Below are 24799 nucleotides of genomic sequence, written 5' to 3' on the forward strand. Positions count from 1 at the left end.
TATTCGCCGGCTCCCAGCGGTTCCGTTATGGACCCGGCATATCGAGTTCCATTGTTTCCCGACTCGATTTGTTAACCCCTTCAGCACCGGTCACGCCTTAGATTCGCGCGTTGCTGGCAACGCGGTCTGGCACGATCAAACCGGACAACACGCTTCGGATCAGCGAACTGATGCAATCCCGTGTGGACGAGCGATCCTCCATGATCGTTCTTTCGAAATGCATCACCAAGCTCGACGGCAGCTTTGGCGGGGTCGTCGCCGCAGCGATCGACAAGGATTACTTCAATAACTTTTACCGGACGTTCCAGCTCGGCCCTGACGGCGGCATCAGCTTGATACGGAACGATGGTGCGCTCCTGATGCGCTGGCCGCAGTCGGACAAGAGCACGGATCTCTCCAAGACCGACCTGTTCAGGAAGCATCTCAAGCAACGCTCGGTCGGATACTACAAGATCATCTCGCCGTTCGACGGCCTCGTGAAGCACCTCGGCTATGAGGTGACGCCGCACTACCCGATGGTGGTCACCGTCGCTATGTCCGAAGACTGGCTGCTTTCCGAATGGTGGAAGGGCTTGCGGACGGATGCCATCGTCGCCGGCGTCCTGCTGTGCATGATCCTGATGTTGGCGGCACTGCTTGCCCTGCAGTTCCACTTCCGTAGCAGGACCGAGCGCACGCCGCGCGAACGCGAGGCGCACTATCGATTGCTGGCCCACAACATCGCCGACATCATCATCATGATCGATGCCCGCAGCATGCTCCGTTATGTTTCCCGTTCAGTCGAGGCGGTGCTCGGGCTGCAGGCGAAGGACCTGATCGGAAAATCATGCTCGATCTGGTTCACCCCGAGGATCGGGAAAGCGTCATGCAGGCAACCACGCGGCTTAACGGTGTCGGTGGCGTCAGCACGGTCGTGTTCCGGCACTATCGCGGCGACGGAACGCTGGCGTGGATCGAGAGCAAATTCAAGCTGGCGTCGGAGACCAGCGATCCCACGCGAGCGGAATTCCTCTGCGTCATTCGCGATGTCACCGAACGCAAGCGGATGGAGGAGGAGCTGACGCAGCTCAACCGTCGCCTCACCCGCTCGCCGCGACCGACGGGCTGACCGGACTCACCAACCGCCGCACTTTCGACAGTTTCCTGCGGCGCGAATACGAAGTCTGCGAAGAGATTTCGGTGCTGCTGTTCGACATCGACAGTTTCAAAGGCTACAACGACAGCTACGGACATCAGGCTGGCGACCGCTGCCTGCAGGTGGTTGCAAAAACCATCGGCGATGCGACCGACAACACGTCAGGCCTGTCGGCGCGCTATGGCGGCGAGGAATTCGCCGTCGTGCTGCCGAACACCTCGGAAGACAATGCATTGAAGGTTGCCGAAGCTATCCGGCTGACGGTTCGGGCGCTCGGCATTCCGAACACAGCCTCGAGCCGCGGCTACATCACCATCAGCGCAGGCGTTGCCGCCAGAACCCGTTCGACACTCGATGAAGCTGCTTTGGTCGGACAAGCCGACACCGCGCTCTACGAGGCCAAGCGTCTCGGCCGCAATCGCAGCATCGTGTATTCCTCGCTCGACCTGCAATATGTCGATAGCGCCTCCATCCAGCACGATGGCGAATTCGCGCCGGGCGAACGGACGCACTAGGGCGCGTGGCTGCTATTTGGTTGTGCAAGAGCGACTCGCTCGATATCCGCTTTGCTAGTGCACGGTGAAATTGGGTTTGATTGCGACCACGAAGAAGGTGCGCTCCCTCTCCCGCTTGCGGGGGAGGGCTGGGGTGGGGTGTCTCCGCGGGCGACACTGCCCGAGTGGAGAGAGCCCCCACCCGGCGCTTCGCGCCGACCTAAGAGCGAGCTTCGCTCGTCTCGACCCCGCAAGCGGGAGAGGTGAAGCGCGTCTGCGGCCAAATCGATCGAACCAAAAATCATCATGCTCTAGGCGCCATGGGCCGACACCGGACTTGTTCCACGATTTTCCAACAGGAGTTCTTGCGGATCACCTTTCCGTTGCGAAACGTGTAGAAGTCACAATCTCGGACCTCCTTCCTTGTGCCCTCGCGGGTGGTGCCTGTGAGGGTCCATTTTGAGATGCCGGTCTCGGCAGTCGGATCCACAAAATGCTCATCGTTGCCGTAGTGGACGTCAGGCGGGCCTTCGAAGCGTGTTGCCAGCGCTTCTCGTACGTTCCGTTTGCCCTCGAAACGAGCCCCCCAAGGCTTGCTTCCCCGCGGCATCTCCAGGACGCAGTCGTCCGAAAAGAACGTCATGATGCGATCAAGATCGTGCGCGTTGAAGGCATCACACAGATCCGTCAGCGTCGATCGAATGTCCATCGCCCGTCTCCGCCCAGTCGGATAGTTGATATTTGCTCTGCGCGTTCGAACTCCGAATAGGCCATCGGCGACTGGGTCGGTCAAGGTCGGAGGCTTGCGAGAGCGGACCTGGTTCAAACAGGCATCGACGTTATATCGTCGGCAGCACCGAGAACCGCTCTCCTGCCCGCCGCAGCTTCAGCATCTCGGGATTGCCGGCGTTGTCCTGTATCGCCTCAACGCGCGCCGATGACGGTCCTCGCCGGCAAGCCGAAATCATCGCGGTCACTGGCTCCGTGGGACCTGCGAACACCGCCTCGACACGGCCGTCTCTGCGGTTGCGCACCCAGCCTTCGAGATCGCGCGCCCGTGCCGTGTCGTCGACCCAGGCGCGATAGCCGACGCCCTGCACCCGGCCGCTTATCGTGACATGACGAATGGCATCGCTCATTTATTCTTCAACCCGAGAAATGCGCCAGCGCGCGCCTTTACTTCGGCATCGCGCATGGCCCGGCTGGTCAACTCGGCAGACGCAAGGCCGTTCAAATTTTTCGGCGAGGTTCCCTCACGCAACGCCTTCAGCGTCTGGTAGACGGCCTGCGTGGCGGCGGCGAATGGCGCGTGGCCCTGCAGCGCGATCCGCACGCACTGATCGGCGAGAAAATCCAGCGCCGTCACGTCCTCGGGCCCGCCACCGAGCACGATCGGCAAGCTCGTCGCGGCGGAAAGCGCTTCCAGCTCGCGCCGGCTCTTGATGCCCGTGAAGAACAGCGCATCGACACCGGTGGCCTCATACGCTTTCGCACGTTCAATGGCGTCATCAAGGCCGGTGACGGACACGGCGCCGGTGCGGCCCATGATGACCAGCGAGGGGTCACTGCGGCCATCAAGCGCGGCCTTCATCTTGCCGACGCCCTCCTCCAGCGGAATCAAATGCGTTCCGGCCTGCCCGAAGGCCGGAGGCAGCAGCGTGTCCTCGATCGTCAGTCCGGCCGCGCCGGCCGCCTCGAGTTCCTGAACGGTGCGGCGGACGTTGAGCGCGTTGCCATAGCCGTGATCGGCATCGACGAGCACCGGCAGTGTTGAGGCGCGCGACATCCGCCGCATCTGCTCGGCGAGTTCGGTCAACGTGATCAGGGCAATGTCGGGATCGCCGAGAACGGCCAGCGAGGCAACCGAGCCGCCGAACATGCCGAGCTCGAAGCCGAGGTCTTCGGCAATGCGGATCGAAGTCGCGTCATAAACCGATCCTGGCCGGATGCAGGTGGAGCCGGCGAGGATGGAACGTAGTTTCTCTCGGCGCTGACGGAATGCCATAGTGTCCTCAGTGCTATCCGCCGGCATTGCGAGCGAAAGCGACTTGGTCCGCCGTAGCTCGAAGAGCGAAGGCGGAAGCAATCCATCGTGCCGCGAAGGAAGTCTGGATTGCTTCGTCGCTGACGCTCCCTTGCGCAAACGCTTCGCGTTTGTCGCAGGCAATGACGGGCTGCGTCTATGCAAACTCCAATATCAGGGCGTCCACCGCCAGTGTCGCGCCGGCCGCGGCATGGATCTTCTTCACGGTGCCGTCGCGTTCGGCGCGCAGCACGTTCTGCATCTTCATCGCCTCGACCACGGCCAATGTCTCGCCGGACTTGACTTCCTGCCCTTCGGCGACCGCAATCGACACCACGAGGCCGGGCATCGGGCACAGCAGCTTCTTGCCGGCGTCGGCGGCCGACGTCACTGGCATCAGCCGCGCGGCGGCAGCCTCGCTTTCAGTGAAGACGTTGACTGCAACTTCAAAGCCCTGATGCGCGAGGCGGAAGCCGTTCGGGATTGCGCGTACCTGCATCGCGACCAAGTGGCCGTCGATGGTGCCGTGCCAGACCGGCTCGCCGGGCGTCCAGGCCGAGACCAGATTGTGCGGGTTGCCGGGCAGACCATCGGCGCCGATGAAACGCACCGCGATGCCCTCGGCCTCGCGTGCCACGTCCAGCGCGATTTCTTCGCGACCGAGCCACACCGCACGGCGGCGTTCGCGTTGCACCAGACGGCCAGTCAACTGGCCGGAAATCTGCCGCTTGCGCTCGCCGAGCACGTGATCGATCGCGGCCCCCACGGCGGCCAGCCGCCGCGCGATCTCGCCTTCCGGCGGACGCGCCGAAAATCCCCTCGGGAACTCCTCCGCGATGAAGCCGGTCGAAAGCTTGCCCTCGCGCCAGCGCGGATGGTTCATCAGCGCCGACAGAAACGGAATGTTGTGCCTGATGCCGTCGACGTAGAACGCGTCAAGCGCCGTGGCCTGCGCCTCGATGGCGGCGGCCCGTGACGGCGCATGCGTCACGAGCTTGGCAATCATCGGATCGTAATGGATCGAGATTTCGCCGCCCTCCTGCACGCCGGTGTCGTTGCGGATGGTGACGCCGTCCTGGCTCGCTTCGGCCGGCGGCCGGTATTTCACCAGCCGGCCGATCGACGGCAGGAAGTTGCGGAACGGATCCTCGGCATAGACGCGCGATTCCACGGCCCAGCCGGTCAGCGTGACATCCTTCTGAGCGATGGAAAGCTTCTCGCCGGCCGCAACCCGGATCATCTGCTCGACGAGATCGACGCCGGTCACCAGTTCGGTGACGGGATGCTCGACCTGCAGACGGGTGTTCATCTCCAGGAAGTAAAAGCTCTTGTCCTGGCCGGCGACGAATTCGACGGTGCCGGCGGAATCGTAGTTCACAGCTTTTGCCAAGGCCACCGCCTGCTCGCCCATCTTGCGCCGGGTGGTCTCGTCGAGCAGCGGAGACGGCGCTTCCTCGATGACCTTCTGGTTACGGCGCTGGATCGAGCATTCGCGCTCGCCGAGATGGATTACGTTGCCATGCTTGTCGCCGAGCACCTGTATCTCGATGTGGCGGGGATCGACGATGAACTTTTCGATGAAGACGCGATCGTCGCCGAACGAGGATTTCGCTTCGGCCTTGGCGAGGTTGAAGCCTTCGGCGACCTCTTTCTTCGAATGCGCGATCCGCATGCCCTTGCCGCCGCCGCCGGCAGAGGCCTTGATCATCACGGGATAGCCGATCTCGTCGGCGATCTTCACCGCGTGCTTTTCGTCCTCGATCACGCCGAGATGGCCCGGTACGGTCGAGACCTTAGCCTTCGCGGCAGCCTTCTTGGATTCGATCTTGTCGCCCATCGCGGCAATGGCGCCGGGATTGGGGCCGATGAAGACGATGCCGGCCTTGGCGAGCTCGCGCGGAAATGCTTCTCGCTCGGACAGGAAGCCGTAGCCCGGATGTACCGCTTCTGCGCCGGTCTTGCGACAGGCATCGATAATCCGGTCGATCAACAGATAGCTCTCGGCCGCTGCGGGCGGGCCGATTAGCACGGCCTTATCCGCCATTTCGACGTGAAGCGCGTCGCGGTCGGCTTCGGAATACACCGCGACCGTCTCGATCCCCATACGGCGCGCAGTCTTGATGACCCGGCAGGCGATCTCGCCGCGATTTGCGATCAGAATTCTCTTGAACATGTTCTTCTTGCTTGAGCTTTGGGCGGGATCCTCCCCCGCAATGCGACATGCGGGACGCGGGTAACACACCCGTCGTACAGCAAAAATCGATGGAGGCAACGGTCTCGTACCGGCTTCGCGGTACCGCCCGGCGGTATTCAGCCGGAATAGGAGCTGAACCGGCCCCGCGCATAGGCGTGGGATACCGCTTTCATCAGCTCGCCGACCTCGGATTCCAGATATTCGTTGGCCACGATCAACGCGCGGATCGTCGCCCGCATATCGCCGCCGCAGGCGGAAATGGCCTGATCTACAGCGGTTTCCAGCTCGTCGTTCTCTTCGGACTTCGGCTGTGAAGAGGACGACATGGCAGTATTCCGTGTTGAGCGAGACAGTCCATGTTCTTATTTTGTTCTTACAAAGTCAATGGGCCGTTCGTCGGCTGGTCGCAACTGCGCCCACGATTTTCCCCAACCTGCTTCGCTTGCGCCATTAGCGCCGGCATCTTGGTTCAATCACATCACCTTATGCTAGAAGGCAGCGGCGGGTGTGGAATTGATTTGAAATGAAACAGATGCGGTCACGAATTTTTCTGGTTGCGGCGTTGCTGTCGATCGTCCTTCCGGCCAGCCAGAGTTCGGCCGCAACGGCCACCATTCGAGATGGCAGCACGCTTCAGCTCGGCAACGTCACCTACCGGCTCGACGGCATCGATGCGCCCACCGTTGATCAACTCTGCATCGATCAGAATGCCGATAGCTGGACCTGCGGTATCGAGGCGCGCGATCAATTGACCAAGCTGATCGGCGGCAAACAGGTTCGCTGCGATGATTTGGGTCCCGATCCCTCGTTCAAGAAACGGCGCATCGGTGTGTGCAAGATCGAGGGTGACACGACCAGTTTGAGCCAGCTCCTTGTCCGCAACGGCTTTGCCTTGAATGTCGAAGTCTCCGCCAGCGGTCGCTTCCAGGTCGACGAGGCCCGCGCCAAGGACGACCGCCAGGGACTCTGGAAAGGCTGCTTTGTCGCGCCGCGCGAGTTCCGCGCCGGAAAGAAGGACGGTCCCCTGCTCGGCGCCGCATGCCGCGCCGACCGCGACCGTGAAATCCGCGAGGCGCTGTTCCCCGAGGATCTCGTGATGCCGGCGAATTGCAACATCAAGGGCAAGTACGCCGTACGCGCGCGCGTCACCGGGAACCTCGGCATCTACCATCTGCAGGCATGCCGCTCCTACCCGGGACTGACCAAGCCGGATCGCTGGTTCTGTTCCGAGGAAGATGCGCAAGCCGCCGGGTTCCGCCGAGCCTATAACTGCCGGTCAACCACCAAGAGCAAATGAGGCTGGCAAACGCGCCGGCTGTTGTGTGAAAGTGCCGGCAGAGGTTGCCGGCACGCATGACCCCTTCCGACACTACGAACATCCTGCCTGAAGCCGCCGCCGCCGAACGCTTGCGGCAGCATCTGCAGGAAATCGCTGATGAGCGCGACAGAGCCCATCGTGCTTTGCAGGAGCGCGAAGCGGAGCTGGCGCGGATCCAGCGCATCGCCGGTGTCGGCGGTCTCGAAATCGATTTCCGTGACGGCGTCAAGAATCGCCGCTCCCCTGAATATCTTCTGGTTCACGGGCTGCCGCCCGAGGCGGCCAACGAGACCTACGAGGAATGGGTCAGTCGAATTCATCCCGAGGATCGCGAGCGAACGGTCCAGGACCTGTTCGGCGTATTAAAAAGCCAGAGCGAGGACTATTCGGCCGAATACCGCATCGTGCGGCCGAACGACGGCGCGGTCCGCTGGATCCGCGTCGTCGCCAAGATCGAGCGCGACGCCGACGGCCGCGCGCTGCGCCTCGTCGGCGCCGATTGCGACGTCACCGATCAGATGCTGGCGCAGGCGACCTTACGCGAAAGCGAGGAGCGCTTCCGCCTGATCGCCAACAGCGCGCCGGTGCCGATCTGGGTCACCAAGCTCGACCGCACGCGTTCCTTCGCCAACCAGGCCTATCTCGACTTCCTGGGGCTGCCGTTCGAGGAAGCCATCGTGTTCGACTGGCGCAAAAGGCTGCATCCGGACGACGCAGCGCGCGTCGTCCAGGAATCCGTCGCAGGCGAAGCATCGCTAAAACCGTTCGTGCTGGAGGCCCGCTACCAGCGCGCCGACGGCGAATGGCGCTGGCTGCGCTCGGAATCCCAGCCGCGCTGGGATCCGACCGGGAAGCACATTGGGTTCATCGGCGTCGCCCACGACATTACGTCAGCCAAGCAGGCCGAGTACGATCTGCGGCGGCTGAATGAGATCCTCGAAATGCGGATCACCGAGCGAACCGCGCAGCTCGAAGCCAGCGAAGCCCAGATGCGGGCGATCTTCGAGACCAGCCATCAATATCAGGCTCTGCTCAACCAGCACGGCGACGTGCTCTATGCCAACCGGACGGCGCTGGCCGGCATCTGTGCCGAGGCCAGTGCGGTTGTCGGCCGCCCGTTCTGGGAAACGCCGTGGTTTGCCGCGACCTCCGGCATGCGCGACAACGTCCGCGACGCCTTTATCACCGTGATGCGAGGCGAAGAGGTCAAGATTGAAATGCTGCTGCACCTGCCGATCGGCGATCGCTATTTCGATTTCGCGATGCGACCGCTGCATGACCAGCACGGGGCAATCATCGGCGCGGTGCCGGAGGCGATTGACGTCACCGAGCGTCGCCAGGGCGAGGAAGCGCTGCGTCAGTCGCAGAAAATGGAAGCGGTGGGACAGTTGACCGGCGGCGTGGCGCACGATTTCAACAATCTGTTGACCATCATCCGCTCCGCAACCGACTTCCTCCGCCGCCGCGAGTTGCCGGAAGAGCGGCGCCGGCGCTACATCGACGCGATCGCCGAGACGGTGGAGCGCGCCTCCAAGCTGACCGGGCAATTGCTGGCGTTCGCTCGCAGGCAGCCGCTCAAGCCGCAGGTGTTCAACGTCGGCACCCAGGTTGAATCAGTCGCACAATTGATCCGTCCCCTCGTCGGCGCCCGGATCAGGATCGACGTCGAGATCGCCGATCTCAATTGCTTCGCAATCGCCGACGTCGCGCAATTCGAAACCGCGCTGATCAATCTCGCCGTCAACAGCCGCGATGCCATGGACAGCGAGGGTCGGCTGACCATTCAGGTCCGCAAGGTGGATGCGATTCCGCCGTTGCGTGCCCAGCCCGCCCGCCGCGGCGACTTCGTCGCCATCACCGTGACCGACACCGGCTGCGGCATTGCCCCTGCCCTGCTCGAGACGATCTTCGAGCCGTTCTTCACCACCAAGGAAGTCGGCAAGGGCACCGGCCTCGGGCTCAGCCAGGCATTCGGTTTTGCAAAGCAATCCGACGGCGATATCGCAGTTGCAAGTGAGCCCGGCCAGGGCGCGACGTTTACGATCTACCTGCCGCAGGCCGCAGTGCCGGCCGATGCTGTCGAAGCCGCCGCATCCGGCAGCGAGCCCGCCGCCCGCGGCCGCGGCTACCGCGTCCTCGTCGTTGAGGACAATGACGACGTCGGCCAGTTCTCCACCGAGCTGTTGGAAGATCTCGGCTACACCGTGCGCCGCGTCGCCAGCGCGGACGCCGCGCTGGCAATCCTGGCCGAGGACGAGTTTTCCGCCGACCTGGTGTTTTCCGACGTCATCATGCCCGGGATGAACGGCGTCGAGCTCGCCGGCATCGTGCGCGAACGCTATCCCGGCCTGCCCGTAGTCCTGACCAGCGGCTACAGCAACGTGCTGGCCGAGAGCGCTCACCGCGGCTTCGAGCTGATCCAGAAACCCTATTCGGTGGAACTGCTGTCGCGAATTCTAAGAAAGGCGATTTCAGAAGCGCGCCGCTAGGGCAGCTCACGCCGCGGCGTCGACGCCGGCTTCTCCCGATACTAGGAGCGCGCGGATTTCCTGCGCAGGGCGCGCGGCGCTGAACAGATAGCCCTGCATCTGCGTGCATCCGAGACTCTGCACGGTTTCGCGCTGCTGCAACGTCTCGACGCCTTCGGCGGTGGTGATCATGTTGCGGTCGCGGGCGATGCTGACCACCGCGCGGATGATCGAGGCCGACGAGGAATTGCGCGTCACTTCCTGGACGAAGGAGCGGTCGATCTTGATCTTGTCGAACGGGAAGCGCTGCAGATACTGCAGCGAGGAATAGCCGGTGCCGAAATCATCGAGCGCGATGTGAATGCCGAGCGCGCGGAGCTGGTTCAGCGTCGCAAGCGCCGCGTCGTCATCCGCGATCAGAACGGCCTCCGTGATCTCCAGCTCCAGCCGGCGCGGGTCGAGCCCGGTTTCGGCAAGGACAGCCGCGACTTTCATCGACAGCGTTTCCGACCGGAACTGGATCGGCGAGACGTTGACGGCGATTCGGACATGAGCCGGCCAGGCGGCGGCTTCGGCACAGGCGGTGCGCAACACCCACTGCCCGATTTCCTCGATCAGGCCGGTCTCCTCGGCTAACGGCACGAAGTCGGCGGGCGAGATCATGCCGCGCACCGGATGCCGCCAGCGCAATAGCGCCTCGCAGCCGGTGACGCCGTCGCCGCGCAGATCGACCTGCGGCTGATAGTGCAACTCGAACCCGCCCTGCACCAGCGCCTCGCGCAAATCCGCCTCCAGCTCGCGGCGATGATTGGCCTGCTGCTCCATCTCCGGATCGAAGAAGCGATAGGTCCTGCGGCCAGCGGCCTTTGCCGCATACATCGCGAGATCGGCGTTCTTCAGGAGATCGAACAGGTCCGAGCCGTCGCGCGGGGCAATCGCGATGCCAATGCTGGCATCGCTGGAAAGCTGGTGGCCGTGGCAGTCGAACGGGGTACGCAGCGCCTGATAGATCCGCGCGACCAGCGCGTGAACGTCCTCGGCGCTCTCGATGCCGTGCTGAAGGATAGCGAATTCGTCCCCGCCGAGGCGAGCGATGAAATCCTCAGGGCCGACCGACTGGCGCAACCGCTCCGCCACGCCCTTCAGGAACTCGTCCCCGATCAGATGCCCCAGCGTGTCATTGATGCGCTTGAACTCGTCGATGTCGATATAGAGGATCGCGAACTCGTGGCCCTCGGTTTCCAGCAGCAATCCTTCCGCATGGCGCTGGAACAGCGTGCGGTTCGGCAGATTGGTCAGCGCGTCATAATGCGCGAGATGTTCGATCCTAGCCTGGTCGCGCCGCCCTTCGGTGATGTCTTCCAGCGTCGTGGCCCAGCCGCCGTCCGCCGAGCGTTTGTAGACGAGCCGGATCGTCCTTCCGTCGGGCGTCGAGGTCATGGCATCCTGAACCGGGCTACCATTGGGATCGAGGAAGCGGTCGCAATAGGCATCGACGTCGCCGAGAAAGGAGCCGCGTTCCTGACGGTGCCGGATCAGATCGCGCAGATGACAGCCGGGTTTGACGACCTCCGGCGAGAGCCCGAACATCTCGATATATCGCCGGTTGCAGATCACGAGACGGGCCGAGGAATCGAACAGTAACAGCCCTTGCGTCATGTTGTTGATGGCGGTGTCGAGGTGCTGACTCTTCTCCGAAAGCTTGCACTGCGCGGCGGCATGCTGGCGGCGGAGCTGGCGCACGATCAGGAAGACCATGCCGATCACAACGACGATTGCCAGCGCCGCCGCGAAAAATTGCAGCCTGGTCTGCGCCCGCCAGTCGGCCAGCGCAGCCTCCGTTCGGGTGGTCGCCACGATCAGGATCGGGAAGTGCATGAGCGACTTGACCGCACTGACCTTGTCTTCCGCCAGCCTCGCGCTGGTGAAGCGCCCTGATATGTTGCCATCCACGGCCAGCGCGCGTTGAAAGGCTTCTGTTCCGGCGACATTGAAGCCGATCAGGCTGTCGTCCTTGGGATAGCGGGCAATGATGGTGCCGTTGCGGTGAATCATCGAGATCGCGGTATCGCTGTTGAGCTCCAGCGATCCGACAAAGGCTTCGAAATGCGAAGGTTCGACGCCGCGGCTGGCGAATCCGATGATCTCGCCAGTGCGGCCGACGATCTTGCGCGCAAATAGCGTGGTCCAGTTCCTCGTCACCTTGCTGACAACCGGCTCGACGATGACGTCGGGAGTCGGTCTTCCCGACGTGAACTCCTTAAAGTACTGACGGTCCGCGATGCTGAGATCGGGGACCGGCCACATCTCGGAGGAATTGATCAGCCAGCCCTTGGCGTCCCACAGGTTCAGCGCGCCGACATGGGGCAACGCCGAAAGCTTGCTGCGCAGCATCTCGTGCGCGCTTAAGGTCGACATTCTCTGTTCGAATTCTTCCGATGTATCGACCCCGTCGGCCCGCATGCCGGATACAACGTCCTCATGCACATGCTGGAGATCGTTCAATTGCTGGTCGAAATGCCGTGACAGCAAGAGCGCGCTGTTGTTGAGTTCGCGCTCGGCGACTTCCAGCGCCCGCTCGCGGTATTGCATGGCGAAATAGCCGGTGCCGATCATGATCGCGATCACGATCCCCGCGGCGCTCAGGATCAGCCACTGGATCGCGCTCAGCCTGATCCGCCACGGCATGCCGCGACCGAACAGCGGCTGGCTCCCCGCAATGACGTCTTCCGATGGACTATTCAGCATTTTCGCTGCCCCCACAGGCGCTCGTTGTAGGGACCACAAGCCAAGGGGGCGTTAGCAAAATGAGTTATCGCGAGGTTAATGCGGCCGCGGAATCAGGCGGGTTCCGCCATCTCGTTTTCCTTGAGACTGCACTCGATTAGCGCCCCGTCGATCGTGAACTTCGAAAACAGCGAGCCCGGCGTCGAAGCCTGCAGCGCCGCGAAGAACTGCGAATCTCCAGGACTGCGCAGGAAAAACCGGATGTGGCTCGCCGACATCGTGTCCCTCGACAGCCATACGATGCCCGAGAACAGCGCCACCATCGTCTGGGCGTACTGGCCGGCATCGGCGATGCCGAGTTCGTAAACCGGCGACGCCACGATAAAGCGCGCGCGGAGGATGGGATCCGGAAATTTGCTCATCATCAGGCGGCTGACCTGGCAGGCCGCATGGATGCGCTCGCCGTCGGACAGGCAGTACAGGCTGGGGTGATCGCCTTCCTTGGTCAACCCGTCATAGGCCGCATAGCTTCCCGTCGAAAAGGTCGAAAAGTCCTCGCCGACGCTTTCGGCGTCCTTCTTCCACTGGCCCTTGATCGACCGCCAGGACCTGTCCGGCTCTTTCATCGGCAGAAGGCGCATGACTAACCAGAGGTTAATGCAGAAGTTGTTGCCGGCATTTTACGGGCAGCGGCTAAACGTTTGCTTACGCTGGCGCCGCCCGCGCAAATAATTTGTTCGCCCTGCGAAACGACTACCTCGGCGATCGTTTTGCTGCCATCTCTCCTTACGGTCTCGGACTCCGGCGGGAGCTGTGAGACGCTCCTGCAAAGCAAATGCAGCAACAATCGAGCGCGCTCCGGGTTTTTCCTTCCCCGCAACGTCGAACTCAAGCCCCGCAAATCCCATGAAAGGGGTTGGCGGGGCTTCTTTATTTGAGCAGCTATGACGCAGCAGAATGAGTGGCTCTATGCCGCGGCCTCATAATTGACTGCGGTCTCCGCGATCTTGGTCAAGGTTTCGTCGGTCTTCTTCTCTTCGGCGAGCGTCTGGTCGATCAGCTTCACGGCTTGCGGATTGTTGAGCTTGGCGGCCCAGGCTTTCAGGGTGCCGTAGCGTGAAATCTCGTAATGCTCGACAGCCTGGGCGGCGGCCAACAGGCCGGCATCCAGCGCGGGCGTGTCGGCATACTGCTCCATGATGTCCTTGCCTTCATCGATGATGCCGTCGATCGCCTCGCACTTCTTGCCGCGCGCGGCCTTGCCGAGAAGCTCGAATATCTCTTCCAGCCTTTCAACCTGCTCCTCGGTCTCTTGGTGGTGCTTTTCAAAGGCGGCTCGCAGCTTGTCCGAGTTGGCGGCCTTCGCCATTTTCGGCAGCGCCTTCAGGATCTGCTTCTCGGCGTAGTAGATATCCTTGAGAGTATCCAGAAACAGCTCGTTGAGATCTTTGTCAGGCATGGTTTCCTCCATTGATGGTGCGCTGACAACATGGGACCGAATGAGTTGGTTCCTAAAGGCGTTGGTCGGAGGCGCTACCCGCTCCCGGGGGCAAGGTCGATTAGGGCAATTCCGAGGTCGGGCCTCTTCTTGCGTCGAAGCGCTGCCGGCGCTTCGGTCAGGATCACTTCGAGCGTCGGCCTGACGGTTGCCGCCAGCAGATGACCGCCGCGCGTCGAGCCATCGGCAAGACCGAGCACGACGTGAACGTGCAGGCTGGGCTTGCCGTCATCGCCGGCGGCCACGTCGCCGATCGCGCTGAGGACTTCGCACTGCTCGTCGACCTCGATCTTCCGGTAGCTCTTCGCGGCGACGTCGAACCAGCCCACGGTCGCCCGTTCGAAGGCGCCGATCGCGGTCAGCGAGGCCGCCAAAATCCCGGATTCGGCTGCGAACCGGGTGAGCGCGGCAAACGCCTCCTCGCCGGTGTCCAGAATGACGACGTGAACCTGCGCCTCGTCGTCGGCGCCGATACGTTTACTCTTCATGGCGACCTCGCAAATGGCGGTCAGGCGGCGCTGCGCCCGATGTGGCGACCTTCCCTCACCTCCTCGATGATCTTCGCAGTGAACGCTTCGAGATCGCCGGGGTTGCGGGACGTAATCACGCCCTGGTCGACGACGACCTCCGAGTCCTCCCATTTGGCACCGGCGTTGGCGACATCGGTCTTGATCGACTTGTAGGACGTCATCTTCCGGCCCCTGGCGATGCCGGTTTCGATCAGAAGCCACGGCGCATGGCACACGGCTGCGACGATTTTGCCGGCGTCGAAAATGTCCCTGATGAACTTGAGCGCTTTCTGTTCCACCCGAAGCAGGTCGGGATTGATCTGCCCGCCAGGCAGCACAACGGCGTCATAGTCCGCAGGTGATGCCTGATCGAGCGTCTTGTCGACCGTGACCGGCCGGCCCCAGTCCCTCTTGTCCCATCCCCTGATTTCGCCTGATGCCGGCGAGACCACGTCAACGACAGCCCCGGCCTTTTTCAGCCGATCGCGCGGTACTTCGAGTTCCGACTGTTCAAAGCCGTGTGTTGCCAGAATGGCAATTTTCTTTCCGTCGAGATCCATTGGGTGCTCCTGAGAGTGAGCTGTCCGGTTCAATCGGCACGATAGGGCAATCGTTCCCGAAAAGCCGAATCCGGCGCCTTTTGGCCGAAGGCGGGCCACGGCGCGGGAACTCGCTATTCCCTGAAAAGTTCACTCGACGGAGACCACGCCGTCGTAGGTGCTCGCATTTCTCGATGGCCTCGGCTCGCCTTGAACCGGAGTCGGACGAAACAGATGCGAGAAACTTCCAACAAGATTTCGCTGAAGTCCAAAATCGAGCAGATGCGCCCAGGCAACCGAAGCCTCTCGGAAGATATCGAGCCGATTATGTCGGCAACTGGACAGACCTGAGATCGGCTCAAGCGCAAATTTTTTCCATGCCCAGACCCGATCCGGAGCTGCTTCCTCTTCCGTCTCCGCGCTGTCCAAACTGCGCAACGAGAATGATCGCTGTTGCCGTCTCAATTGGTTCGGACGGGCTGGAGCATCGCACGTTCGAATGCAGAACATGCCATCATTCCGAGATGAAAACGTTTGGCGCTGATCCGATCAAGCCAGCCTCCGAGGCTTTGACCAGAAGCGTATCGCGATCGCCCGATTAGATCCTGGATCGACAAACCATTTCGCAAACGGATTGGAATTCAATTCTTCGGAGGTGCGTGATCAGGGCCGCTATTGCGGTTGTGCCCCAGCAACCGATCGTAATTGCTACGAACCGTCTCGTAGCATTCGCAGGCGCTTTCCCGCAGCGCTTCGACGTCGGTGATCTCGATTTTGCCCCGCCGGTATCGGATCATTCCCGCAGCTTGCAGCGTATGCGCCACCGGCGAAACGGTGGTTCGCCGGACACCCAGCATCTCCGCGAGAAACTCCTGCGTAAAAGGGAGCGTATCGCTTCCCGACAGGTCGCGCGCGCGCAGCAGCCAGCGGCACAACCGCGCCGTCGAATCGTGGAGGATGTTGCAGGCGGCGGATTGCTGCGCCTGGCCATAAACCGTCTGCTCGTGACTGATAATCATCGAAAGCATGGCAGGACGTTCGAGCGCTACGCGCTTGAATGCGTCCGGCTCACACACCACCCCATGTCCGCCGATTTGAACGATCGCGCGATTCAGGGCCAGCTTGCCATCCAAAGCCGCCGAAGCGCCGATGACACCATCGCGGCCAACCATCGCGGCTTCGACGGTTTCTCCGCCCTCAAGCAGCACCACGAGCGAAATCACCGCGTCAAATGGAAAGTAAACGCCGCTGATCGCCTCCCCGGCCTCATGCAGGATCTTGGTGTGCTCCAGCACGACCGGCCTGAGGTGAGGCCGCAATAACTCGAGGTCCGGCGAGGCGAAAGACGCCAGCAGCAGATTGCTGGAAAATGACCGCATGAGAACTCCCGGATTGGCGGGAGCACTTTGCGTCTCTCAGTCACGCGGCTGCCGGAGGGTTACCGTTGATATTAAACGCTATCCTTTTCTCGGGAACGGCGTCTGTCCGGCACCCGACATTGCAGGCCGCGCCATACTGCACCGCAAGGAGCTAATCTCGATCGCTGCAGGGTAGAAAAAACCCCGAGGCAATCGACGCGCCGGGGGCCATCGAGAATTGTCGTCTCGGGAGGAAAAGGACGACAAACCAGAAACGACGGATAGGGTGATACCGTTCCGGTTTTCTATCGGGGGTCTCGCTCTCGTCTGAAACCTCACATCCGTTTGAAGCGAACCGATCACGATATCGGAACGGTCGCAGGCGCCCCCGGTTGGCCCCCTGTTAGTACAACGGAGGCAACTCATGAACTTGAAGCTCCTAGCCGCAGCGGCGGTTCTTTCGACTGCGGTCGCAGCGCCGGCACTGGCGCAGGATCCTCACGGACGGTCGGATGCTATCCGTAAACCACCGCAAACTCAGGACCGAGTTTATCATCGTCACAGCGGATTCTGGCCGGGCGAGATAGCCGCTGGCGTGGTTGGCGGCGCGATCGGCACGGCCGGCGCTATCGCCACCGCTCCGTTCCGGAACGACGTCTACGCCTACAATGACGGCTACTACGGCCGCCGCTACTATGGCGGCTACAACAGTGGTTTCGTCTGTCAGCCTGGCACGACGTTCATAGGCCAGGACGGTCGACGTCACATCTGTCAGTAACGAGAACGTATAACAGACCTAACAGAGGCGGCTTCACGGCCGCCTCTTTTGTTGTGACCGCGGGATCAATCCGTATCCGTAGACCGGTTGCTAACTCGGACGCGACACAGTTCAGGCCCGCAGGCCGTCAACAACCGGCATTTTCCGGGCTATCGCCTAACTGGACATATCGCAGCCGTACCAAAATCAACGCAAATGACCGATGGCGGACATTCGAGCAACGAACGTCCGGCTCTGGTTGAGGCGGGCAAGAAGCTGTAATCCGGCGTTCCCTTGCAGACATTTGCTCAATTCGGCTCGCATCCAAAATCCCACCGAACGAAAGGCATCCTGCCAGTCGGCTGTTTGGCATATGATCCTTTGGCAAATCTCATCGACCCGCCTATCTCTTAGGACTGGAGCAAACGCATGACGCAGCGTCCGGGCCAGCAGAAGCGCCGAGGTGCCAACAAATCCGGCGACCTCGATCTGGCCCGTGAATATTATCAACAGCGCGCTTGGGCCGACGCTTATCGGGCGTTCTTGCGCGCCGATCAGGAAACTTCGTTAACTGCCGAGGCTCTCGAACTGCTGGCGATGGCCGCTTACTTGGTCGGGCGGGACGAGGATTATCTCAAGGCACTTGAACGGGCCTACAATGCGCACCGGGATACTCCCCGGCGCCTTCGCGCCGTCCGTTGCGCGTTCTGGCTGGGCTTTCGCCTACTGATGCGGGGCGAGATGGGCCGCGCCAGCGGCTGGTTTTCCCGTGCTCAACGTTTGCTGGAGCGTGACACGCGCGAATGCGCCGAGCGGGGCTATCTGCTGTTGCCGGTCGTCGAGCAGCGCATCGGATCTGGTGAGTACGAGGCCGCGTTCGTCGCTGCAGCCGAGGCCGCCGCAATCGGCGAGCGCTGTGGCGACCCGGACCTCGTCGCCTGTGCCCGCCACCAGCAGGGCCGCATACGACTGCAGCAGGCGCAACTCAGAGCCGGGCTCGCGCTCTTGGATGAGACCATGGTCATGGTCACTGCTGGAGAGCTATCGCCGCTGGTGACGGGCTTGATGTATTGCAGCGTGATCGCGGCCTGTCAGCAGGTATACGCACTCGACCGAGCCGGCGAATGGACAGGCGCCCTGACGCGGTGGTGCGAGGGCCAGCCCGATATGGTCGCCTTCGCCGGGGTTTGCCAAGTGCATCGGGCGGAGATCCTGCAGTTGCGGGGCGCCTGGCCGGAGGCGATCGAGGAAGCGCGGCGCGCCTGCACGCGGTCGCAGGGCTTCGACCGGCACGCTGCCGCCGGAGCGCTCTACCAGCAGGCAGAGGTCCATCGTCTGAAAGGGGAGTTTGCAGCGGCTGAAGAGGAGTATCGAGGCGCGAGCGAGCTTGGTCTGGAGCCCCAGCCGGGCCTAGCGTTGCTGCGTCTTGTGCAGGGACGCCCCGACGCGGCCGCGGCCGCCATTCGCCGTGTCGTAGGCACGACGGTAAGCCGGCTGAAACGCATGGGTTTATATCGAGATCACGTTGGCCGCCGGTGACGTCCAGGACGCACGCAACGCCTGCCGAGAACTGGAGAACATTGCGCGGAGTTTCGATACGGGCGTGCCGGACGCAATTGCCGCGCAGGCCCGCGGAGCGGTGGACCTCGCCGAAGGGGACGCGCGGGCCGCACTGGGTTCGCTGCGCCGTGCCTTTGAGGTGTGGCAGAGGATCGCGGCGCCCTATGCGGCTGCGCGCGTGTGCGTGCTGATCGGACAGGCCTGCCGCGCACTCGGAGACAAGGACGCTGCCGACCTGGAGTTCGATGCGGCCCGGACCATTTTCGAGCGTTTAGGTGCCGGACCCGATCTCACGCAGATCAACTCACTGACGACGGGCGTCGCTTCCAGCAGCGCGCATCGGCTGACTTCGCGTGAGCTTGATGTTCTTCGCCTGATCGTCGCTGGCGAAACCAACAAGGCGATAGCCGGCAGGCTCTCCCGAAGCGAGAAGACGGTCGACCGGCACGTCAGTAACATCCTCGCCAAGCTTGATGTCCGCTCGCGGGCCGCGGCGACGGCCTTTGCGTGCCGACACAAGCTGATCTGAACACTGAGACTAAGGTCGAAGATTTTCTTCGGTCAGCTTCGGATGGTCAACAGGCGAGCCGGACGCGGCTTCCGGGCGCAACCACGGGAGCCTTTCGCCTGCAAACGCCTCTCCCGTGGGCTTGAGCTTCTCGGGTTCTTCGAACGCGCCGAGATGAAAGTGCGTCTCATTGGGCCGTCGCTCGTTCGCGCAGGTCAAAGTCGAGCCGCACCTTGCGCAGAACCCGCGCTCCACGCCCGGCGATGAATTGTATTTGCTGATCGCTCCGCTTGTTACCGTGACGGCGGAGTCGTCGAAGGCAACGAAGACGGATGCCGGCGCTCCGGTATGGCGCCGGCAACTCTCGCAGTGGCACCACAGGACCCATTTCGGGCGCGCAGCGGCACGGAAGCGTACGGCACCACAGAGACAACGCCCCTCAAATGTATCACTCATATCGTTTCTCCTTCCCGGCGGCTTGCCGCCGACTTCGACACGTCGCGATCATGCCATAGCTACCGCGCCCGCGAATGGGGAAGATCACCCATACGGTTGCAGTGGCCGATTGGGGCGTTCTCCCGAAGCGCCGGCTTCCGTTTCTCTCTAAGCACCAGCCATGGCACGCCGCGGACCCGTGATGCGCTGGCCCGAGTCTGATTTGTCAGCACAAGGAGAGAGTCGCGATGACCAAGGCATTCGACGCAATCGTAGTGGGCGCCCGCTGCGCGGGATCGCCGACCGCAATGCTGCTGGCACGGAAAGGATATCGGGTTCTCGTGGTCGACCGCGCAACTTTTCCGAGCGATACGATCTCCACCCATATCTTGCATCCCCTGGGCGTAAGTGCCCTATCCAGTTGGGGCCTTCTCGATCGTCTGACCGTGACCGGGTGCCCGCCGATCGACAGCTACGCTTTCGACTTTGGTCCTTTCACGATTGTGGGCGCGCCGGGCACCAGTGAAGCGCCGGTTGCGTACTGTCCGCGCCGCACGATACTCGACAAGCTGCTCGTCGATGCTGCGGCTCAGTCCGGCGCGGAAATTCGCGAAGGCTTCGCCGTGGATGAAATCTTGATCGAGGACGGACGAACGGTCGGCATCAAGGGCCGCTCGAAGCATGGCGGCTCTATCAGCGAGCGCGCTGAAATCGTCGTCGGCGCCGACGGCAGACACTCGTTCGTGGCCGAAGCGGTCCGGCCAGAGCACTATGACGAGAAACCAATTCTGCTCGTCGCGTATTACACCTACTGGAACGGACTGCCGATGTCCGGCAGGTTCGAGCAATATGTTCGTGACGGGACCGGATTCGCCGCCGCTCCAACCCATGACGGGCTCACGATGGTGATCGCCGGTTGGTCATACGCAAGGTTCGACGATTGCAGGAAGGACATCGAAGGGAATTACCTGAAGACCATCGCGTTGGCGCCGGCGTTCGCCGATCGCCTGCGCGAAGCCAAGCGGGAAGCGCGCTTCGCCGGTGCGGCGGTGCCGAACTACTTTCGCAAGCCCTACGGCCCCGGCTGGGTGCTCGTGGGCGACGCGGGCTACAACAGGGACTTCATCACTGGACAAGGAATCATGGACGCCTTCCATGACGCCGAACTCTGCGCGCTCGCGTTCGACAAGGTCTTTTCCGGAGCGCAACCGTTTGAAGCGGCGATGAGCGAATATCAGTGCGCGCGCGATGCACGGGTGAAGGCAATGTACGATTTCACCTGCATGCTAGCGACGCTGGAACCACCGCCACCAGAAATGCAGCAGCTTCTTGGAGCGATTCTCGGTAACCAGAAGGCGATGGACGGGTTCGCGCGGATGAATGCCGGGACAATATCACCCGCCGCGTTCTTCGCGCCGGAGAACGTCAATGCGATTATGGCGGCTTAGCACGACCGTCGAACGTCATGCGCGCTCTCCGTGGTGGCTCCTTCAGCTCGGCTGATCGCACAAGCAGTCGCACCATGACTGGTACTTGGAACCTTTCGGACCTGCCCCAAGGTCCGACCTGATTGCGCGCCAAAGCGGATTTCAACCGAGTACTCGGAATTCGGAATCTATGGGTTCGCGTCCTGGACCCGCTTGGAACCGGCCTGACCCTTCTGCTTCTTTCCCGGCGGGTCGCCGCCTCGGTCCACTCGGCTCACCCGCTGGGCGCGCTCCTTGTCCCGAGGCTGCTCCTGTCCGCGCTCGTCACGGACGATTCCTTGATCATGGCTGCCGTTGGACGAGCTGGAATCCGTCGGTTCGGGCTCTGTCGCTTGCCGATGTTGCTCCTTACCTTCCCGGACCAGCAGTTCGTCACCGAGCATTTGCCCGATGATCTGTTTGGTCTGAGCTTCGACCTTCTCATGAAACTTGCTCATGGCGAGCCTCCTGGCAATGAGAACGGCGCCAGAGCTCCAATGTTTCCTCCGAGAGGTCCAAACCTTTGCCCGGACGCGGCTGCTGCTGCGATCCTGTTCGGGCCCTGCTGACCGGTTCCACACAGTGTAACAATCCTGTCGCAGAGCTAAAATCCTATTGCAGAGCTAAAGCGGGGCGACGGCGGATCGCCGAAACCCGCGCATTTGTGGGGAACTCTGATGCGCCGCACAATCGTATTGCTGTCCGCCGGACTGATCGCATCCGGGTCAGCGATGCCAAAATCGGACTCCAAGCCGGCCCCGGAGCGGACCAGAAAATCTAGTTCGCCGTGTCAAGATGAAAGCTTTTCATGCGCGCCGAAGACAACCCGCTCTTGAACTATTCAATGCTGCTATCGCAATTGTGCTTGCGATATTCAGCCGGCGTGACGTTCATGTACCGGCGAAAGACCCGATTAAGATGGCTTTGATCGGAAAAGCCGCTCAGAAGCGCGATTTCCTTGAGCGCCAGGCGATCTTTACGCAGATGCTGGCACGCACGTTCCACCTTGCGCTTCAAGACATAGGCGTGCGGCCGGGTTGCGTAATGCGATTGGAATTTGCGTGCGAACTGAACCGGCGTGCAGCTGCATATATTGGCCAACTCCTCGAGCGTGATGTTGCGGAAGATGTTTTGCTCGATGTAGTCCTCGATCAGCCGTGCATGGGCGGGCCTGAAACGTCCCTGCGAGCGCGGCAACTTGAACTGGACAGAGGCATATTTTCGCAGGATGTGCACACTGGCCTGAAGTGCCAGCGCATCATAACAGAGCCGGCCGCCCGGACCTCCAGCGGCCACCTCCTGAATCATTTGATCGCTGATCCAGGCCAATACCGGATCTTCTGCGCGCACCAGGTCATGGAGTTCAACTCGCTCCGCGTCGCGGTCGAAAGCCTCGCTTGCCGTCTTCATCATGAGCGCGGGCGAGATATAGAAATGAGAAACTTCGATATCGTGTCGCCAGACCCAGTTCGAAGGCTCCGCGCGCGTTAGCAATGTCGTCACGCCTCGGCCAACATGATCCTGCTTCCATGGGCCGGGGTTCGGTGGATTCTGGGCCACACAAATTCTGCCTTTCGGCGATCCGGCTTCGTTCGTCGGTTACTTAAACTTCGAAACCGCGTTCTACGACAGCCTGAAGCTACGAAAGGCAGGCTAGGGTTCGTTCAGCTTGAAAGTTTCGCTTAGTGGTGCGGCCTCCCGCTTCCGGATCGAAGTCGGACGTTTGCGACTTAATCCGGGGATGCCGCATCCCCCAAACACGAATGATCTTGGCGAATTGACCCATCAGTTCCTAGCTCATGGCACGAGTCCGCTTTGCGCCCAATAGCCGACGTTCCCAAGAAGTCCGTTTTTGAACCCAAAGCCGAGCACGATCATGCGCCGGATGTCGCCGCCGGAACTCGCCAATCACATCCGCAATAACGTGACTTGTCAAGGCCGGTGACTTAACCGTTCGGCGCGACTTCCAATGAGCATCTTCTGCTCTGCGGTGTGGCGGCTGCGATCGCTCATTGCCGCGGCAGCCCACTTCCGCGTCCATGAGAAAATAGTGTAAGTTGTCCGAGAGCTGCCTCGGAAACGGGATGTGCCGACATTTCGTTCGAGTGAACGGGCAGCATTGATGCCGTCGGCGGGCATCCTACTTTCCGTCGACCGACAGTCATTTTTTGCCGGTGTGAACAGCACTCACAATCCGCGCGGCCGCGCGCTGCTTGTAGCGTGCGTGCTGAGCTTTGTAGCTGGAGGAGCATCATGAATCGACGTAACGCTCTCAGCATATCCGCGATGACAGTCTTGGGACTTGCGCTGCCTTTGGGCTACGCTTTCGGGCAGACTGCAAAAGACCTCGTAGGAACCTGGTCGTGGGTCTCAGTCGATCTCACACGCCCGGATGGCACCAAGTACCAGCCATTTAGTGCCAATCCAAAAGGCTTCGTCATCTTCGATAGCAATGGCCGCTTTGCTTATCTGCTCTCGCGTCCTGACCGCCCCAAATTCGCGGCCAACAACCGTGACCAAGGCACTCCAGAGGAAAACAAAGCGGCCGTGCATGGAGCCCTCGCCTACTCCGGCACGTACTCGGTCAACGACAAGACCTTAATCTTCAATGTTGAGGCCAGTAACTACCCGAACGCGGAGGGGCAGGAGCAAAAGCGAACTATCACTCTGACGGCTGACGAAATGAGGTGGACCAACCCAGCTCCGACGGTCGCCGGGGGTGGGACAGCTCAAACAGTGTTGAGACGAGTCAAGTAGAAGCTCCGACACGACCGCGACTAGCTAAGCGATCCCGCCCGCGGCTTCGGCTGGGCGGGCTCTGTCGGCGGGCCCGCGCGCCGAGCTGATGCTCCCCGCGGTGCGTGCGGTGGCGGCTCATATTTAGTCGACGTCCAGAGGGGCCAATGTCTCTTGTTGGACCCAAAGCCGACATTCCCAAGAAGTCCGTTTTTGACCCACATGAGACATTTTCTCCGCGCTCGCTCAGCGCTAGACCGTGACCCCCTATCGCCCCATATCCAGCGAAAATAATTTATCCCGAACATGTCGTCTTGGTGGTCACCCGTTCGACTGGATGTCGGCGATCCGGGCCAAACAACAGGAGTTACCAGGAGAAATGCAATGACTCGAAATGCAGCAATGAGGGGCGAGAAGATTTACGACATGGAACTCAATATCACTGGAGTCACCGACTACGGCGTGAGCATGGACGCCATCCTTGCCGGCCAGGAAGCGATTCCACTACACGGAGCTCGATTTGACCTTGCGGTCGATGGGCGGTACGAGGGCCGCCTCGCGGGACACGCGCACGGCGTCGACTATCTGCGGGTACGCGCCGATGGTCGCATCGAGCTGGACCTGCACGTCATCATCGAGACTGAGGACGGCCACCGGATCGCGTTGTCTGGTGACGGCCAGGCGGCGCCGCGACCCGGCGAGCCGGTGCTCGACATCTTCGCAAACGTCCGCCTCTCCACCGCGTCCAAAAACTATGCCTGGGTCAATGAGCGACAGATCTGGGGTGTGGGGACCGCGAGCCTGGCGACCGGGAAGGTCCGCGCCGAAGGCTTCATGCAGTGAAAGCAAGGGGGACGGCCGGATGACTGTCCGGTCCAGCAGCCTGCGAAGTCGCGTTGGTCCTCAATCTCAAAGCTGCCAAAGCGCTCAGTCTCACTGTGCCGGCATCTCCGCTTGCGCAGATCGACGAGGTGATCGAATACGGTCGACTGACGCCTTTGGCACTTTTCGGACATGCCGAAACAATCTGACTTTGTCCGTTCATCGGGGTAAGGCAGACATCCCGCCGCAAGG

Annotated in this window: 23 protein-coding genes; 10 read left to right on the forward strand and 13 right to left on the reverse strand. The window is 61.7% G+C overall.

Features of this window, described 5'->3' with window-relative positions; genetic code table 11:
• The first annotated feature begins 200 nt into the window (after positions 1–200).
• Complete coding sequence (locus tag IVA95_RS05130) at positions 201–1061, forward strand: PAS domain S-box protein (protein WP_247509512.1); 861 nt, start codon at positions 201–203, stop codon at positions 1059–1061.
• Positions 949–1650 (forward strand): diguanylate cyclase, encoded by a 702-nt coding sequence (locus IVA95_RS05135; protein WP_247509513.1) that lies wholly within the window; start codon positions 949–951, stop codon positions 1648–1650. Before IVA95_RS05130 ends, IVA95_RS05135 begins: the two co-directional genes overlap by 113 nt.
• 283 nt (positions 1651–1933) lie before the next feature.
• Here the strand turns inward: IVA95_RS05135 and IVA95_RS05140 are convergent, their stop codons facing one another.
• From IVA95_RS05140 to IVA95_RS05160, 5 genes are all read right to left on the reverse strand, one after another.
• Positions 1934–2338 (reverse strand): nuclear transport factor 2 family protein, encoded by a 405-nt coding sequence (locus IVA95_RS05140; RefSeq protein ID WP_247509514.1) that lies wholly within the window; start codon positions 2336–2338, stop codon positions 1934–1936.
• Between the two features lie 130 nt (positions 2339–2468).
• On the reverse strand, positions 2469–2768 hold the full coding sequence (locus IVA95_RS05145) for an acylphosphatase (protein ID WP_247509515.1): 300 nt from the start codon (positions 2766–2768) through the stop codon (positions 2469–2471).
• Positions 2765–3634 (reverse strand): isocitrate lyase/phosphoenolpyruvate mutase family protein, encoded by an 870-nt coding sequence (locus IVA95_RS05150; protein WP_247509516.1) that lies wholly within the window; start codon positions 3632–3634, stop codon positions 2765–2767. Before IVA95_RS05150 ends, IVA95_RS05145 begins: the two co-directional genes overlap by 4 nt.
• Positions 3635–3809: 175 nt before the next feature.
• A complete protein-coding gene (locus tag IVA95_RS05155; protein WP_247509517.1) occupies positions 3810–5825 on the reverse strand; it encodes an acetyl/propionyl/methylcrotonyl-CoA carboxylase subunit alpha in 2016 nt (671 codons plus the stop codon).
• A gap of 137 nt (positions 5826–5962) precedes the next feature.
• On the reverse strand, positions 5963–6172 hold the full coding sequence (locus IVA95_RS05160; RefSeq protein ID WP_213253966.1) for a hypothetical protein: 210 nt from the start codon (positions 6170–6172) through the stop codon (positions 5963–5965).
• Positions 6173–6378: 206 nt separating this feature from the next.
• On the opposite strand from IVA95_RS05160, the gene IVA95_RS05165 reads away from it, so the two are divergent.
• Both IVA95_RS05165 and IVA95_RS05170 read left to right on the forward strand, forming a co-directional pair.
• Entirely contained in the window at positions 6379–7143 is a 765-nt protein-coding gene (locus IVA95_RS05165) for a thermonuclease family protein (protein ID WP_247509518.1), read from the forward strand.
• 44 nt (positions 7144–7187) lie between these two features.
• A complete protein-coding gene (locus IVA95_RS05170) occupies positions 7188–9653 on the forward strand; it encodes a PAS domain S-box protein (protein WP_247509519.1) in 2466 nt (821 codons plus the stop codon).
• A gap of 6 nt (positions 9654–9659) precedes the next feature.
• On the opposite strand, the gene IVA95_RS05175 is transcribed toward IVA95_RS05170, so the two are convergent.
• From IVA95_RS05175 to IVA95_RS05200, 6 genes are all read right to left on the reverse strand, one after another.
• Positions 9660–12380: an EAL domain-containing protein gene (locus tag IVA95_RS05175; RefSeq protein ID WP_247509520.1), complete on the reverse strand. Its 2721-nt coding sequence runs from the start codon at positions 12378–12380 to the stop codon at positions 9660–9662.
• A 92-nt stretch (positions 12381–12472) separates the two neighbouring features.
• On the reverse strand, positions 12473–13000 hold the full coding sequence (locus tag IVA95_RS05180) for a hypothetical protein (protein ID WP_247509521.1): 528 nt from the start codon (positions 12998–13000) through the stop codon (positions 12473–12475).
• A gap of 326 nt (positions 13001–13326) precedes the next feature.
• The gene (locus IVA95_RS05185; RefSeq protein WP_247509522.1) at positions 13327–13818 is read right to left on the reverse strand and encodes a DUF892 family protein; all 492 of its coding nucleotides are present in this window, start codon (positions 13816–13818) and stop codon (positions 13327–13329) included.
• Positions 13819–13892: 74 nt separating this feature from the next.
• Complete coding sequence (locus IVA95_RS05190) at positions 13893–14345, reverse strand: PPC domain-containing DNA-binding protein (RefSeq protein ID WP_247509523.1); 453 nt, start codon at positions 14343–14345, stop codon at positions 13893–13895.
• 20 nt (positions 14346–14365) lie between these two features.
• Positions 14366–14926, reverse strand: coding sequence for a type 1 glutamine amidotransferase domain-containing protein (locus IVA95_RS05195; RefSeq protein WP_247509524.1), 561 nt, complete (start codon positions 14924–14926; stop codon positions 14366–14368).
• Positions 14927–15546: 620 nt separating this feature from the next.
• Positions 15547–16284, reverse strand: coding sequence for a Crp/Fnr family transcriptional regulator (locus IVA95_RS05200; RefSeq protein WP_247509525.1), 738 nt, complete (start codon positions 16282–16284; stop codon positions 15547–15549).
• A gap of 403 nt (positions 16285–16687) precedes the next feature.
• Between IVA95_RS05200 and IVA95_RS05205 the strand changes: the two genes are divergently transcribed.
• From IVA95_RS05205 to IVA95_RS05220, 4 genes are all read left to right on the forward strand, one after another.
• On the forward strand, positions 16688–17041 hold the full coding sequence (locus IVA95_RS05205) for a hypothetical protein (RefSeq protein ID WP_247509526.1): 354 nt from the start codon (positions 16688–16690) through the stop codon (positions 17039–17041).
• A gap of 408 nt (positions 17042–17449) precedes the next feature.
• Positions 17450–18559 carry a tetratricopeptide repeat protein gene (locus tag IVA95_RS05210; protein ID WP_247509527.1) on the forward strand — a complete coding sequence of 370 codons (1110 nt, stop codon included), beginning with the start codon at positions 17450–17452 and terminating at the stop codon, positions 18557–18559.
• Positions 18546–19109 carry a response regulator transcription factor gene (locus tag IVA95_RS05215; RefSeq protein ID WP_247509528.1) on the forward strand — a complete coding sequence of 188 codons (564 nt, stop codon included), beginning with the start codon at positions 18546–18548 and terminating at the stop codon, positions 19107–19109. The genes IVA95_RS05210 and IVA95_RS05215 overlap by 14 nt, the downstream gene beginning before the upstream one ends.
• 662 nt (positions 19110–19771) lie before the next feature.
• The gene (locus IVA95_RS05220; RefSeq protein ID WP_256470155.1) at positions 19772–20971 is read left to right on the forward strand and encodes an NAD(P)/FAD-dependent oxidoreductase; all 1200 of its coding nucleotides are present in this window, start codon (positions 19772–19774) and stop codon (positions 20969–20971) included.
• A 167-nt stretch (positions 20972–21138) separates the two neighbouring features.
• On the opposite strand, the gene IVA95_RS05225 is transcribed toward IVA95_RS05220, so the two are convergent.
• On the reverse strand, positions 21139–21447 hold the full coding sequence (locus tag IVA95_RS05225) for a hypothetical protein (RefSeq protein WP_247509529.1): 309 nt from the start codon (positions 21445–21447) through the stop codon (positions 21139–21141).
• 379 nt (positions 21448–21826) lie between these two features.
• Positions 21827–22492 carry an AraC family transcriptional regulator gene (locus IVA95_RS05230; protein WP_247509530.1) on the reverse strand — a complete coding sequence of 222 codons (666 nt, stop codon included), beginning with the start codon at positions 22490–22492 and terminating at the stop codon, positions 21827–21829.
• Positions 22493–23242: 750 nt separating this feature from the next.
• Between IVA95_RS05230 and IVA95_RS05235 the strand changes: the two genes are divergently transcribed.
• Together IVA95_RS05235 and IVA95_RS05240 are read left to right on the forward strand one after the other, a co-directional pair.
• A complete protein-coding gene (locus IVA95_RS05235; RefSeq protein ID WP_247509531.1) occupies positions 23243–23746 on the forward strand; it encodes a lipocalin-like domain-containing protein in 504 nt (167 codons plus the stop codon).
• A gap of 363 nt (positions 23747–24109) precedes the next feature.
• A complete protein-coding gene (locus IVA95_RS05240; protein WP_247509532.1) occupies positions 24110–24568 on the forward strand; it encodes a DUF3237 family protein in 459 nt (152 codons plus the stop codon).
• The last annotated feature ends 231 nt before the right edge of the window (positions 24569–24799 follow it).

Source organism: Bradyrhizobium sp. 157, assembly GCF_023073815.1.
Lineage (GTDB): Bacteria > Pseudomonadota > Alphaproteobacteria > Rhizobiales > Xanthobacteraceae > Bradyrhizobium.